We start from the raw sequence: 14395 nt of genomic DNA on the forward strand, positions 1-14395 counted from the left end.
TCTTTAGCTAACCTTTCTTTTTCTGCTTGCTCTCTTGCCAATCTATCCTTCTCAGCTTGTTCTTTAGCTAATCTGTCTTTCTCAGCTTGTTCTTTAGCTAGTCTATCTTTTTCTGCTTGCTCTCTTGCCAATCTATCTTTCTCGGCTTGTTCTTTAGCTAACCTTTCTTTTTCTGCTTGCTCTCTTGCTAATCTATCCTTCTCAGCTTGTTCTTTAGCTAATCTATCTTTTTCTGCTTGCTCTCTTGCCAATCTATCTTTCTCGGCTTGTTCTTTAGCTAACCTTTCTTTTTCAGCTTGTTCTTTAGCTAGTCTATCTTTTTCTGCTTGTTCTTTAGCTAGTCTATCCTTCTCAGCTTGTTCTTTAGCTAATCTGTCTTTCTCAGCTTGTTCTCTTGCCAATCTGTCTTTTTCTGCTTGTTCCTTAGCTAATCTATCTCTTTCGGCTTCTTCTTTAGCCAATCTGTCTCTCTCCGCTTGATCTTTAGCTAATCTCATTTTCTCAGCTTGCTCTCTAGCCAATCTGTCTTTCTCAGCTTGTTCTTTTGCTAGTCTATCTTTTTCTGCTTGCTCTCTAGCCAATCTATCTTTCTCAGCTTGTTCCTTAGCTAATCTATCTCTTTCGGCTTCTTCTTTAGCCAATCTGTCTCTCTCTGCTTGATCTTTAGCTAATCTCATTTTCTCAGCTTGCTCTCTAGCCAATCTGTCTTTCTCTGCTTGTTCCTTAGCTAGTCTATCTTTTTCTGCTTGTGATAAAGCAGCTAACCTATCTCTTTCAGCTTGTTCTTTAGCCAATCTGTCTTTCTCTGCTTGAGCTAACGCTGCTAATCTATCTTTCTCTGCTTGTTCTCTTGCCAATCTGTCTTTTTCAGATTGAGATAATGCAGCTAATCTATCTTTTTCAGCCTGTTCTCTTGCTAAACGCTCTTTCTCAGCTAATGCCAATGCAGCTAATCTATCTCTTTCGGCTTGAGCTAATCTTTCATTTTCAGCTCTTTCTATAGCTAATCTTTCTCTTTCTGCTTTAGCTTTATCTATACGCTCTTGTTCTAATTTAGCAAAAGTTGTATTGACAGCTCCTTTCTTTTTTGCATTCCTTTCTCTTAATTTTTGTGCTCTTTTTCTATAATTGAAAGAATCATCATAATCATCAAATCTATAAGATAAAGAAAACTCATGACTTGAACCAAAAAATAACGAATTACTAATTGATAAATTGTAAGCATAGCCAATTAAAAATTTACTTGAAATTGCTACTCCTATACCTGCATTAGCACCATATAATGAATTATAGCCAGCTTCCACCCAACCCATTTCCTTTTGATCTAATAAAAAGTTTCCTGCAAGTGCTGTAGTACCATTACTATTATGGACACGTACCATTGTAGAAAAGTTGGCTCCATCAAGAAGATTATAATAACTGTCTAATTCTTTAGTATACATTAAATGTCCAGAAAAAGAACTCGATTTATTTTCTTTTACAGACTCACTAGTTGATAAATTATAAGAGATTATATTATCTGCAGCGATACCAATATCAAAATTATTGAAGTTTAAATTAACTCCTGGTTTTACAGAAATTACTGTTGTTGCACTTAGATTTCCAAAAAGAGGTTCAGGAGATTCTGTGATTGCTTTATTGACATCAATACTATTACTTGAAAAATAAGTATTAATACCAAATGTAAAATTAGCTTCTTTTTGTAGTGGTACATTTAAAGCATAATTTAAAAAACCTCCTGTGTTTTTTGAAATTCCAATGGATTGAGAATACCCACCAATACCAAATCTTGATTCGTTACTTAATCTTCCTTGGTAGTTTATTAAATATAAAACAGGAGCGTCTTCAAATTTCACCCATTGCCTTTTATTAACTAGATTTATAGTAGGAGCTGTTTCTCTTACATAACTAAAGGTAGGGTTTATAAGAAATCTATTTAATCGTATAGAATTATTTAACGATACATCAAAAGAAGTGTAAGCATTTTCCTGTGAGAATGCCGTTGTTGTAAAAAATACACATAAAATTACACTTAAGTACTTGCTTTTCAATTGATTTGTTTGTAGGGTTATTTAATGACAGTTAAAATTCCTTCTTTTATTACTTGACTATCTTTTGACATTTTATAATAAAAAAATGCTTTGGATTGAAAAGCTTCATCTACATTCTCAGGCCATGTATTTTGATAATTTTCAGTTACATAGACTTGTTTTCCGGAGGAATTATATATTTCGAGGCTTAGGTTATTAGAACTTGTTAAGTTGTAAGGAACTTTAAATTTATCGTTAACTCCATCATCATTGGGACTAATTAAATTAGGTATTTCGTCCACACTTGGTTCGATAACAAGTAAATTCAATTCAATTGTTGAAATACAACCTGAGTTTTCAGTTACTATTACTGTATATTGACCAGCAGCAGCTATGTTTAGAGTATTAGTTGTTTCTGTTAAAACAGTTCCATTAAATGACCATACAAAAGAAGGTGATATTGCATCTGTTGTTACAATTGCATTAAAATTTTCACCTAACTCTAACTCATAGGGTGTTCCTACATTTAATGTAGCATTAAAAGTTATATCATCTAAAATGTAAGCTTGACTATCAGGAACACTCACGGTACATGAACCATTATTTAATGATGCTGTATATGAACCCCCTTGTGTTGCTAAATAGGTATTTGAAGTTGCGTTTGGTATAAGTTGACCACCTAAATACCAACTTATAGGAGAACCATTAGCTACAGGATCACCTGAACTATCTTGTAAAAGTAATTCAACTCCTATTGATTCACATACTTCTGTCTCTCCATTTATAGTGTTAATTTGTAAAGCATTTCCTCCACTAGCGACTGAGACAGTAACTTGAACTGATTGTGCAAATGTATTAGGTGATGCCGAACTGGAACATTCTGAACCATAATTAACTTCAACATAGTACACACCTGCAGCAGAAACCGTTAAGTTAGGCCCTGTTTGATTTGCTATTATATCAAAAACATTACCATTCTTTTTTCTCCAAATATATGTTAAATATGGATAAGCTAATGGCGTTGAGTTTGGAGTTCCAGGATCTGTAATAGAAATTGTAAAACTAGAACCAGAACAAATTATCACATTTCCATTAGTTACATTTAAAGGTATACCTGCATTAAAAATTAGATCATACGCAGAAAATACTTGTGAAGTAGCAAAACTAGAAAGTGTAGTGCTTTTTACTCTTATTTTATAATTTCCACCATAAGTTTGTGCAGGAAAACTAAAAGTAGCTGAATAATTACCTGTTGTTGTTACAGCACCAGTAAAACTAATTGTTGGATTCAAAATCTGAACCTCTGTATTAAAATTATCATTAGACAAAAATAATTGAAACTGATTACTTCCACTTAAATTGGCATAATTAGTAACACTAAAGGTAAGTGTACGTGTAGGATTAGCAGCACTTTGGCAAAATGTTACATTTGGGTCAGTTAAGCTAAATCCAGGAAATTTAACATTAGAAATATTAGGTGTTTGAAAAAATAAATTAGCATTTTCATCAACGGTATTCGCATTCATATTGAATACAAATAAAATTGAAAAAACAAGTACAAACTTTATGTTATTGATCCACATCATTTACTAAATATTATTAATCATTTTATATTCGTTTATAATAACTAAACTGTTAAAATTGTAATTTATCAACTACAATTTTAACAGCTCTAAAATAATTTATTTTGTAACCTGTATTTATACTTTTAATTAATGCTACCTATTTTAATTCTAAAATCTGGAGTTTTTGGATTATTTGCATCTACAAACAAATCTTGAGAAGGTGTTTTGGAATATCTATTTCCGTAAGACTTTTTCCCATAATATCTTTCTAGGTCATCATTCGTTACTCCACCATTCTCTGAAACAATATTGTTTTTACAATTATTTATAAATATTTTTTGTAGTTGAATTTTAGATAATCCTTCTTCTTCGATAGGAATTTTACCATCAAGATATAATGCAGAAGCAAAACCCGTTACTACACTATTTTTAAAATCGAAAAGACAATCTTTGTGAATATAAATAGCTTCTTTAACAAGCCCATCTGCAACTTTACCATCAGATTCATTTACTATTGTAAAATTATCTAAACTTACATTTGTTACTGGTTTTGAAAAATCCGTTAAATCTTTGTTTATGAATGAATTAATAGTAACTGCTCTATAGTTTGAACTAGCAGAGAAATAAGGATTTCTTATAGCTAAACCGTTATTCACTTTAGCAATCGTTCCTTGTGTAAAATCAAAATCGCTACTCTTAGATCTATAAGATACTAACTTAGAGGCTTTAGGGTTTCCTCCTATAAATTTAAAGGCATTACCATTAGACATACTAATTTGGATTGATTCGAAAATAGTTCCAGATCCTACACCAACCAAAGTTAGTGCATCATATACTGCATACCTGTCTTTTCCTTTACCAGCAAATTCAATTCTTACATTTTTCATAACACCAGAATTATCTGCTGCGTTATCTCCACCACCTACAACAAAGTTACTTGGAATATTACTCTCTATACGAGACATACTTCCAAAAGTGTTTATTGGTGCATTCCCTAAGATAAAAATTCCTCCCCAATCTCCTGATTTACGAGCATTTACTGGCTTATCAGATGTGAATACGATAGGATTTATTACTTGTCCTTCAGCAACTATTTTTGATCCCTTTGTTATGATTATTGCACTAAACTCACTTGAACTTGCTCTAATTACAGTTCCTGGTTCAATTTTTAAGGTAGCATTATTAGTTACATACACTTCACCAACGAGGCTATATGTTTCAAGATTTGTTAGTGTTAAATCTGAAGATATATTACCTGTTAAGATTTTTGTTGTTTGTGGATAGTCTTTTCCAACTGGGTTAAAAGATGACCATCCATTTAACCAATTATTACCACCCACAATTCCCCAATTATCTTGAGCCTGTATTGAAAGTCCTGATAGGACTAGTGCAATTAATAAAATAGTTTTTTTCATAACTTAGATTTTGTTTTTTTTGTTGTCTACTCTACTTGAACTTGATGAACAAGTTTTAATACTTCTTCATAAAATAGAATGGCAGTAATTATATTACTAGTATCTGAGTAAGGCAAAATACCTTTTAAAAACTCAGCATTGTTTTTTAAAAATTCTTCTCTGTTTTCAGATTCAGTGTCCAACAATTTAATGTTTTCTTTTGAAGCTGGTATACCCAAATCTGTAAAAGTTACTCCTGATTTATTTGTTACTCCAAAATATTGAATGACACTAAATAAAATTTTAACCCTTTCCAAATACAACGGCATCAATTGTCCTTTTGTCATTGCTTCTAAATCTTTTCGATCATGATAAGAACCGATACCTCTGATATCAATAATAACTTTTTGGCCGTTTTGAGCTACCACATCAACTGATGCTAGTAAAAATAATGCAACTATGCATACGTAAAATTTTCTCATAATAAATTTTGTTAATTTTTCAGTAAATAGGCAAAACAACTACAAATATATGTATTTAAATGTTTTAACAAAATATTTTGATAAAAATGTTGATAAATATTTTAAAAAAAAATTTATCGTAACCCTTTTTTATTCATAATTATATTTGCCGTTAATTAATTTTTTAATCAATATATCAATTAATATCTAGGTATTCAAAATGCGTGCCAAAGTTTTTAAACTCATATAATTCAACTATATAATTGCTATAAAATATTTAAAATAAATATAAAACATTAACATATGAGCTTAAAATCCTTTTAATAATCCTAGATAAAAAGCAAAATTCTTAGATAATCATCAATGTACCTTTTTATAAAGTTACAAAATAATTTATATTGTTTTAGAATTAAATTGTTAAAAAAACTTTCTCTGTTTACCAATAAAAAAATAAAAAAAAGTCATTTAATTAAAAAACAGATTGTTAAAAACTTATTTTAAAAACTACGACTAAAAAAGCTCCATTTACGATAATAGTAGGTTTCTTAATAATGTTATTATTATATTTGTTTCATGCTTTTTAAAGATATTTTAGGACAAGATCATATAAAAAATCACTTAACCAAAAGTGTTTCTTTAGGTAGAATACCTCATGCTCAATTATTTGTGGGTCCAGAAGGTTCTGGAACATTAGCTATGGCAATTGCATATTCCCAGTATATATTGTGTTCTAATTCCAATAATGAAAACAATACGGGTAATCCAAGTTGTAATTTAAAGTTTGAGAATTATTCTCATCCTGATTTACATTTTGTATTTCCTGTTGCTACAAATGATAAAGTTAAATCTCATGCCGTAAGTGGCCATTTTTTGCAAGAATGGAGACAATTTTTAAAAGATACTCCTTACGGAGGTTTATTTGACTGGTTTAAAAGCATTGGTATTCAAAATAAACAAGGTCAAATAGGGGTTGATGAAGCTGCAGAAATAAATAAAGCTTTATCGTTGAAGTCTTATGAAGGAGGTTATAAAATTATGATTATCTGGATGGCTGATAAGATGAATACTGCAGCTTCCAATAAACTATTAAAGCTTTTAGAAGAACCACCTAATAAAACTGTTTTCTTATTAATAACAGAATCAGTTGATGATATTTTACAAACTATACTATCTAGGTGTCAAGTACTAGATTTTATTGGTTTAAGTGAAAGTGTTATTACTGAAGCCCTTGTTAATAAAGAAAATTGTGCCGAAAAAGAGGCACAGAAAATAGCCCATCAGAGTGAAGGAAATTTTAATAAAGCGATGCATTTATTAAAAAATGATACCGAAGATTTTCCTTTTGAATCTTGGTTTATTGAATGGGTGAGAAGTGCTTTTAAAGCCAAAGGAAATGCAGCAGCTATTCAAGATTTGATTACTTGGAGTGAAACTATAGCCTCATTAGGTAGGGAAGTTCAAAAGCAATTTTTACATTATTGTATTCATTTTTTTAGACAAGCTTTACTGTCTAATTATCAAGCTACTGATTTAGTTTTTTTAGAACCCAAAGAAAATAATTTTGATTTGAAAAAATTTGCTCCTTTCATAGATGGAACCAATATTACTCTTATATTTAATGAATTAGAACAAGCTATATACCAAATAGAAAGGAATGGTAATAGTAAAATTATTCTAACAGATTTGTCTATTAAACTAACCCGTTTATTACATAAAAAATAAAATTATGATACAAGTTACCCCTATTTTACTACTATTGTTATTGACTATTACTTTTTTACAATCTGGTTATGATAAAATTAAGGATTGGAAAGGTAATGTTTCTTGGCTAAAAGGTCATTTTACAGGAACTATTTTTGCTAATTATGTTCCGTTAGCCTTGTTTACTATTTTAATTTTAGAAATATTTTCTGGTGTCCTATGCATTTCTGGAATCATTGAATTATTTTCAAATACGACTTCTCAAATAGGGTACTATGGAGCTATTTTATCTTGTATAACTCTTTTATTTTTACTTTTTGGACAACGTATTGCAAAAGATTATGATGGAGCAAGAACTATTGTTATTTACTTTATTCCAGCTATAATGGCTGTATATCTTTTAGGGTAGTTATTTTAAAGTAGCTCTAAATAATTTTAATTCATCCCAAGAAAAAGCCTCTCCATAAGCTTCTTTTAATTGGGCCAACCCTTCATTTTCATAACTTTTAAAAGCTTTTGTTAATGCTATGATTTTATCATTAGAAAGAATTTCTGAAATTTCAATGACTTCCATTTGAATCAATTTGGTAAAATGGTTGTATATAGTAGCTTCAGTAAGCTTTCTTTTTTTAGCAATTTCAGGAATTGATAAATGTTCTTTAAATAACTCCAATGTTTCTTCAATAGTAGATTTTTTATCCTTTTTAGTTTTCTTTTTCTTTGGTCGTTCGTAATAAGATACTGAATGTTCCTCATCATCTATTAAAGTACTATTTTCCTTCTTAAAACGTTCTTTTACAAGTTCTAATTTATCAGATTTATAGTTTTTTATTTCATTCGAATATAAATTTTCTTTATTTATTTCTTTTTCTTCAAAGAGCAATTTTGCAATGATTCTTGCTTTCGCTAATTGTATAATAACAGAAAGTAATAATTCTTCTAGAACTATTAATTCGTTAAAATAAGCTTTAGCATTTTTTGTTCTTTTAATTTCTTCAATTTTAAATAACAAATCTTCAAAAATTGTATCTAAAGGTTTAAAGAAATAATTAAAAGCTGCATCACATCTTTCTTTAATAAATTCATTATCAATTATTTCCTTATTAAAAATGGATTGTAATTGCAGAAGGAATTTTTCTGAAGGAATTTCCAAAACTATGATTTTCTCATATTGAATAGTCACCCAATCTAAATGCTTTGCTTTAATTGATTTCGATTCTTCTGATTTATAGCTATAAAAATGATTTCTCCATTCTTGGATTACTTCTTTAAATTGAAAACCTTTACTCAAATATTCTAATATAAAGTATTGTTTTTCAATAACTAAAGAATTCTTCAAATCATCCTCAGTTGCTTTGTTAGAAGCATAATTAAGTACATTTTCATCGCTAGAAATTCCGTTCATTTGTAAAGGAGACAGTAAAACTAAACCTTCTAAAGATCGCAATCTAGAAAGTGCTACATAAGCTTGTCCTGGAGCAAAAACTTGTGAAACATCAAGTGCTGCTTTTTCAAAAGTTAATCCTTGACTTTTATGAACTGTTATTGCCCATGCTAATTTAATAGGGTAGTGGACAAAAGTACCTATAACCTCTTCTTCGATTTCTTTAGTACTTTCATTTACTTTAAACCGTACGTTTTCCCACTCATACTTTTCAACCTCAATTGTTTTATTCTCCTCAGGAAAATGAATTAAAATTTCTTCCTTTGATAAAGATTCAATAACACCCATTTTTCCATTAAAGTATTGTTTATCAATACTTAAGTCGTTTTTAATAAACATGACTTGAGCTCCAATTTTAAGTTCTAACTTTTCATCAATAGGAAATATTTTCTCAGGAAAATCGCCAACAATATCTGGTAAATAAGTATATAGTTTCCCTTTTAAATCCTGCAAAGATTGTTGATTGATCTCGTTCGCTTTTGCATTATGTGTTGTTAATGAAATATAACCTTTATTTTCCTTAGCATTAAAATTAGGCTCTACATATTTATTTAATAAAACAATATTTTCTCTTGTAATTTTATTCTTACGTAAGTTGTTTAATAATTCAATAAAAACAGTATCAGACTGTCTGTAAATTTTACTTAATTCTATGTACAAAGGAGGAAACTGTTGCATTACCTGAGCATTAAAGAAAAACATACCAGAGTAATAGTTTCTTAAAACTTGCCATTCAACTTGTTTTACTACTGGTGGCAGTTGCAATAAATCTCCAATGAAAATAACTTGAACACCTCCAAAAGGTTTTTCTATTTTTCGTGTCTTTCGCATCATAAAATCAATGGCATCAAGCACATCTGCTCGTAACATAGAAACTTCATCGATGATTAACAACTCCATATTTCTTATCACAGACCTTTTTATAGCATTCATTTTAAAATGACGTAATAAAGAAGATCTATTTTCGATTTTTATACTAGAAGAAAAACTTGTAATGTCTTTATGATCAGGAATAAAAGTAGCAAATGGAAGTTGAAACATCGAGTGAATAGTTACTCCTCCTGCATTAAGAGCAGCAATACCTGTAGGAGCAACAACAACTGTATTTTTATGTGTAGTATTAATAATTTCTTTTAAAAGCGTAGTTTTTCCAGTTCCTGCTTTTCCAGTTAAAAAAATAGATTTTTTAGTTTGATTTACAAATTGTAAAGTGTAAATGGCTTCAATAGATAAAGTATTCATATGGCTTATAATTTAAAAAACAAATATAAAGAAATGAAAATCAATAAAAAAGCCCCAATAAGGGGCTTATTCATATAATTAATTAGAAAAAAGACTATTTTTTTTCAGTTTCTTTTTCATCATTTTTTTCAGCTTCTTCCTTCTTAGCTTCACCACCATTTTTAGCAGTAAATTCGTCGTTTAATTTCTTTAAAACTTTTTCAGTAATATCATATGGATCTTTTGCAAATAAAATAGTAGCAGCATCACCTGTACCATAAATATAATCGTATCCTTCTTTTTTACCGTAATCTTTGATATAGTCTTTTAATTCTTTAACGATGGTTGTTCTAATACTATCACTTTCCGATTGAATTTGTCTTAATAAAGCATCTTGCTCCATAGAAAGTTCTTGTTCTCTTTGCTGTAATTCAGCACCCTTTTGTTGCGCCCAAGCCATACCTTTAATTTGTGCGTTTCTTTGAAAACCTGAAGCTTCTGTTTGAAATGCTTTTAATTTAGCCTCTAAAGGACGACCCATTTCTTGCGATTTCACTTTAAACTTTTCATCTTCATCTTTAAACTTCGCATAATCCTGAATTAATTTTGCAGTATCTATATAAGCAGTTTTAAAACTTTCTTTGTTATCTTCTTTTTTGTCGCAAGAAATTAGTGCAATTGCAACTCCTAAAATCAATAAGGCTTTTTTCATTTTTAATTATTATTATTTGCTTTAAAATATATATTTTGAAATTTTTGGTAAAAATAGTAATTCCTTGCTAAGTACCAAACTATGTGCTTTTTTTAATTATAACTAAAATTTATAAGATTTTACCTTTTTAATAACAAACAACTATTAAAAACAAGTTAAAATAAAGCGATTTAAGCAATTATTTTTTAAAAGTAATATACTTTGTTATTTTATTACAAAACACGTATTACCAATCTTTACAGTTCGTTTTAATGCTTTTTTAGACTTGTTTTTGGCAATAATTGTAGATTTTTAAGTTTATCAAAAGTTTTTACATAAAAAACAATAAAACTTTTACAAAATTATTTTCAATACTATCTAAAATTTAAAACAAAAAATCACACAAGAATTCTGTAAAAAGTTTTTTATGATACTTCTTTTTTTGCAATAAAAAAATAGAGTAGCGCTTTTATTCGATAATCATTAACTAATTTTTTGGAAGACATTTCTAAAGAAAACAAAAAAATGTATTCACGAAAAATTCGATTCTTTTATTTAGAAGCAGAAAAATATTTCTTCAAAACAAAATCAAACCTGCTTTCCACTATATCTTTTCTTTTTTTTAAGAAAAGGTTCAATAGTAAAAAAGAAAAGGATGTCGTTACTATCAGGGCTATTAAAAATGTTATGAATTTAATAGGCACTTTTCCAAATCTTTCAAATGAAATTTACATCAAATAACAAGTACTAGAACTTATTTAAAGCTTAATTTTTAAAAATAATTTCAGAGAATAAAAATGCTACAAAAATTGATAAATTATTCTGAATAATTAATAAAATAAAATTATCAGTAAAATATGAATTAGTTACTAAAAAAGTTAAAAATTGTGTATCGTTTTTATTTAGTATTATTTTTTAATAAATAAATATGAGAAGAAAATTCTCTTCTAAAAATTCCTAAACAATTAGAAGAAAGTCCTATAAGGAATCCTTTTATAAAATTCATTTTTCCATTTTTATATTTTTCTGATAGTAGAGAAACATAAAAACTATCAAACCACATAGGTTTCACGTGAAACAATTTTATATGCTGTTTCTGGAAAAGTTTTTGAATAGCAGTTCTAGAGAAATGCCAAAGATGTCTTGGTACATCATAAGCGGCCCAAAACTCTTTATAATATTTTGCGTCAAAAGAATTATAGTTAGGAACAGCAATAATTATTGTTCCATTTGGTTTTAATAATCTTTTCAATTGAATGATTTGATATTCTAAATTTGGTACGTGTTCTAAAACATGCCACATTGTTATTACATCAAATGAATGATCCTCTAATTTTTCTAATGAATCTGAAAAAGTCACTTTTTTTGAAATAGCAATTTCTTTCGCTTTTGAATTTGGCTCAATTCCAGTTATTAACCAACCTTGCTTTTTTGCTGCTACTAAAAAGTCACCAGTTCCGGCACCAATATCTAAAACAGTTCCTTTTTTATTGTATTTTGAAAGTAGACTGACTTTTTTTTGAATAGCATTTTTTTTGACTAATTGGTAAACTTTTTCAAATACTGTTCGTGTACCATCTGTGTGAGAAATATAATCTTCACTTTCATAATAGGAATCTAAATTATCTAAAGTAGGTTGTGGAACTGTTTTTAATAATTGCAATTCTTCATCCATAATCAAAGAAAAAGATTCTCCTGAAACAGAAAAATCTTTAACTTGAATATATTTATTATTGTCTTCGAAATTCATTTTTAATAAAAACTCAAAAGAGTAGTGGTAATAAGGTTTAACAAAGTTGTTTCACGTGAAACATTATTTTTAAACTTTTAGTAATTGCATCAAAATTAATAATTACTAAAAAGCTTTTTATCGTCCCATATAAATTAATAAGACTGAAATATCACTTGGAGAAACTCCACTTATACGAGAAGCCTGTGCTATCGTCTTTGGACGAATTTTATTTAATTTTTGTTTTGCTTCAATAGAAATGGATTTAATTTTATTGAAATCGAAATTATCTGGAATAATAGCATCTTCTAAACGATTCAATTTATCAGCATGATTTTTCTCCTTTTCAATATATCCAGAATATTTAACTTGGATTTCCGCTTGTTCTATAATTTCATTATCTAATTCATGATCTTCAATATAGCGTTTTACTTTTTCAAATTTGACAATATCTTCTAAATCAATTTGTGGTCTAGAAAACACTTTAAACATTTTATCAGGTTGTGACATTGGACTAGATCCTTTTTCTTCTAAAACAAGATTGGCTTCTTCTGGTTTCAAACTAGTTTCTCTAAAGAAAGTTACCATAGCTTCTGATTTAGAAAATTTCTCTTCCATTCGAATTAAACGTTCATCACTTGCTAAACCAATTTCATGACCTTTTGGAGTTAAACGAATATCTGCATTATCCTGACGTAATAGAGTTCGATATTCTGCACGAGAAGTAAACATGCGATATGGCTCTTCGGTACCTTTTGTAATAAGATCGTCAATTAAAACACCAATATAAGCTTCATTCCGTTTTAAAATAAAAGGTTCTCTTTCTTGTACTTTTAAAGCAGCATTTATACCAGCCATTAAACCTTGAGAAGCAGCTTCTTCGTAACCTGTAGTACCATTAATTTGTCCAGCAAAATACAATCCATCAACTAGTTTGGTTTCAAGAGTGTGTTTCAACTGTGTAGGAGGGAAGTAATCGTATTCAATTGCATAACCAGCTCTGAAAAACTTTACATTTTCAAAACCAGCAACAGAACGCATTGCTTTGAATTGAACATCTTCAGAAAGTGAAGTAGAAAAACCATTTACGTAAACTTCAACAGTATTCCATCCCTCTGGTTCAACAAATAACTGATGACGTTCTTTATCAGCAAAACGATTAATCTTATCCTCAATAGAAGGACAATATCTAGGACCAATACTTTTTATACGACCATTAAACATTGGACTACGATCAAACCCTTCTCTTAAAACATCATGAACATCATTAGAAGTATATGTCATCCAACAAGAACGTTGGACAGCTAATGGTTTTGTAATATTTGAATAAGAAAATTTATCTGGAACAGCATCTCCAGGTTGTTCTGTCATTTTTGAATAATCTAAAGAACGACCATCTACACGAGGAGGTGTTCCGGTTTTCATTCTACCAGATTCAAAACCTAATTGTAATAAATCTTCAGTTATACCAAAAGAAGCACTTTCTCCTGCTCTTCCACCACCAAATTGTTTATCACCAATATGTATTAACCCATTTAAAAAAGTACCATTAGTAAGAACAACACTCTTTGCTTTTATCTCAATACCCAAAGCTGTTTTAACACCAACAAGTTTTCCGTTTTCAGAAATAATACCAGAAACCATTTCTTGATAAAAATCTAAATTAGGAGTTTGCTCTAACATTAATCTCCATTCTTCTGCAAAACGCATTCTATCACTTTGTACTCTTGGGGACCACATTGCTGGTCCTTTTGATTTATTAAGCATCTTAAATTGAATTGCTGTTTTATCAGAAACAATTCCTGAATAACCTCCTAGTGCATCAATTTCTCTTACAATTTGACCTTTAGCAATTCCTCCCATAGCAGGATTACAAGACATTTGTGCAATATTTTGCAAGCTCATTGTAATCAATAGGGTAGAGCAACCCATATTTGCAGCAGCAGCAGCAGCCTCACAACCAGCATGACCACCACCAACAACAACAACATCGTATTTGTTTTGAAATAAACTCATTTATATTATAAACATTAAAGGTAAAATTAGATTACATTTATCTAAAATCGAAAGCAATTAAGTAATTAAAAATATTTTTAAATTTATGTTCCACGTGAAACATAACTCTATAGGTTTATATAATAGTTCCACGTGGAACTATT

The 14395-nt window shown here is 29.3% G+C and carries 10 protein-coding genes; 2 read left to right on the plus strand and 8 right to left on the minus strand.

Going from position 1 to position 14395, the window contains the following annotated elements:
- The 4 genes from FIA58_RS21875 to FIA58_RS07735 all read right to left on the minus strand — a co-directional run.
- A partial coding sequence (locus FIA58_RS21875; protein ID WP_140961840.1) for a PorP/SprF family type IX secretion system membrane protein occupies positions 1-2051 on the minus strand: 2051 nt, incomplete at its 3' end.
- Between the two features lie 17 nt (positions 2052-2068).
- The gene (locus FIA58_RS07725) at positions 2069-3556 is read right to left on the minus strand and encodes a T9SS type B sorting domain-containing protein (protein ID WP_165928880.1); all 1488 of its coding nucleotides are present in this window, start codon (positions 3554-3556) and stop codon (positions 2069-2071) included.
- A 182-nt stretch (positions 3557-3738) separates the two neighbouring features.
- Positions 3739-5010 (minus strand): hypothetical protein, encoded by a 1272-nt coding sequence (locus FIA58_RS07730; protein WP_140961844.1) that lies wholly within the window; start codon positions 5008-5010, stop codon positions 3739-3741.
- Positions 5011-5036: 26 nt separating this feature from the next.
- A complete protein-coding gene (locus tag FIA58_RS07735; RefSeq protein WP_140961846.1) occupies positions 5037-5471 on the minus strand; it encodes a hypothetical protein in 435 nt (144 codons plus the stop codon).
- A gap of 552 nt (positions 5472-6023) precedes the next feature.
- Here FIA58_RS07735 and FIA58_RS07740 point away from each other — a divergent pair.
- Both FIA58_RS07740 and FIA58_RS07745 read left to right on the plus strand, forming a co-directional pair.
- Entirely contained in the window at positions 6024-7172 is a 1149-nt protein-coding gene (locus FIA58_RS07740; RefSeq protein ID WP_140961848.1) for a DNA polymerase III subunit, read from the plus strand.
- 4 nt (positions 7173-7176) lie between these two features.
- Positions 7177-7560: a DoxX family protein gene (locus tag FIA58_RS07745; protein WP_140961850.1), complete on the plus strand. Its 384-nt coding sequence runs from the start codon at positions 7177-7179 to the stop codon at positions 7558-7560.
- Here FIA58_RS07745 and FIA58_RS07750 read toward each other — a convergent pair whose 3' ends face one another.
- The 4 genes from FIA58_RS07750 to mnmG all read right to left on the minus strand — a co-directional run bounded on the left by FIA58_RS07750 (position 7561) and on the right by mnmG (position 14252).
- Positions 7561-9837, minus strand: coding sequence for a helix-turn-helix domain-containing protein (locus FIA58_RS07750; RefSeq protein ID WP_140961852.1), 2277 nt, complete (start codon positions 9835-9837; stop codon positions 7561-7563). It abuts the gene before it with no gap.
- A gap of 94 nt (positions 9838-9931) precedes the next feature.
- Positions 9932-10528, minus strand: coding sequence for an OmpH family outer membrane protein (locus FIA58_RS07755; RefSeq protein ID WP_140961854.1), 597 nt, complete (start codon positions 10526-10528; stop codon positions 9932-9934).
- Positions 10529-11405: 877 nt separating this feature from the next.
- Positions 11406-12257, minus strand: coding sequence for a class I SAM-dependent methyltransferase (locus tag FIA58_RS07760; RefSeq protein ID WP_140961856.1), 852 nt, complete (start codon positions 12255-12257; stop codon positions 11406-11408).
- 117 nt (positions 12258-12374) lie between these two features.
- Entirely contained in the window at positions 12375-14252 is a 1878-nt protein-coding gene (gene mnmG, locus FIA58_RS07765) for a tRNA uridine-5-carboxymethylaminomethyl(34) synthesis enzyme MnmG (RefSeq protein ID WP_140961858.1), read from the minus strand.
- Between the last annotated feature and the right edge of the window lie 143 nt (positions 14253-14395).

Source organism: Flavobacterium jejuense, assembly GCF_006491595.2.
GTDB lineage: Bacteria > Bacteroidota > Bacteroidia > Flavobacteriales > Flavobacteriaceae > Flavobacterium > Flavobacterium jejuense.

What these genes read in the sequence shown, in the direction of transcription:
- FIA58_RS07730 (WP_140961844.1), bottom strand. Translation starts at nt 5,010, where the DNA reads ATGAAAAAAACTATTTTATTAATTGCACTAGTCCTATCAGGACTTTCA.
- FIA58_RS07740 (WP_140961848.1), top strand. Translation starts at nt 6,024, where the DNA reads ATGCTTTTTAAAGATATTTTAGGACAAGATCATATAAAAAATCACTTA.
- FIA58_RS07745 (WP_140961850.1), top strand. Translation starts at nt 7,177, where the DNA reads ATGATACAAGTTACCCCTATTTTACTACTATTGTTATTGACTATTACT.
- FIA58_RS07735 (WP_140961846.1), bottom strand. Translation starts at nt 5,471, where the DNA reads ATGAGAAAATTTTACGTATGCATAGTTGCATTATTTTTACTAGCATCA.
- FIA58_RS07755 (WP_140961854.1), bottom strand. Translation starts at nt 10,528, where the DNA reads ATGAAAAAAGCCTTATTGATTTTAGGAGTTGCAATTGCACTAATTTCT.
- FIA58_RS07725 (WP_165928880.1), bottom strand. Translation starts at nt 3,556, where the DNA reads ATGAATGCGAATACCGTTGATGAAAATGCTAATTTATTTTTTCAAACA.
- FIA58_RS07760 (WP_140961856.1), bottom strand. Translation starts at nt 12,257, where the DNA reads ATGAATTTCGAAGACAATAATAAATATATTCAAGTTAAAGATTTTTCT.
- FIA58_RS07750 (WP_140961852.1), bottom strand. Translation starts at nt 9,837, where the DNA reads ATGAATACTTTATCTATTGAAGCCATTTACACTTTACAATTTGTAAAT.
- mnmG (WP_140961858.1), bottom strand. Translation starts at nt 14,252, where the DNA reads ATGAGTTTATTTCAAAACAAATACGATGTTGTTGTTGTTGGTGGTGGT.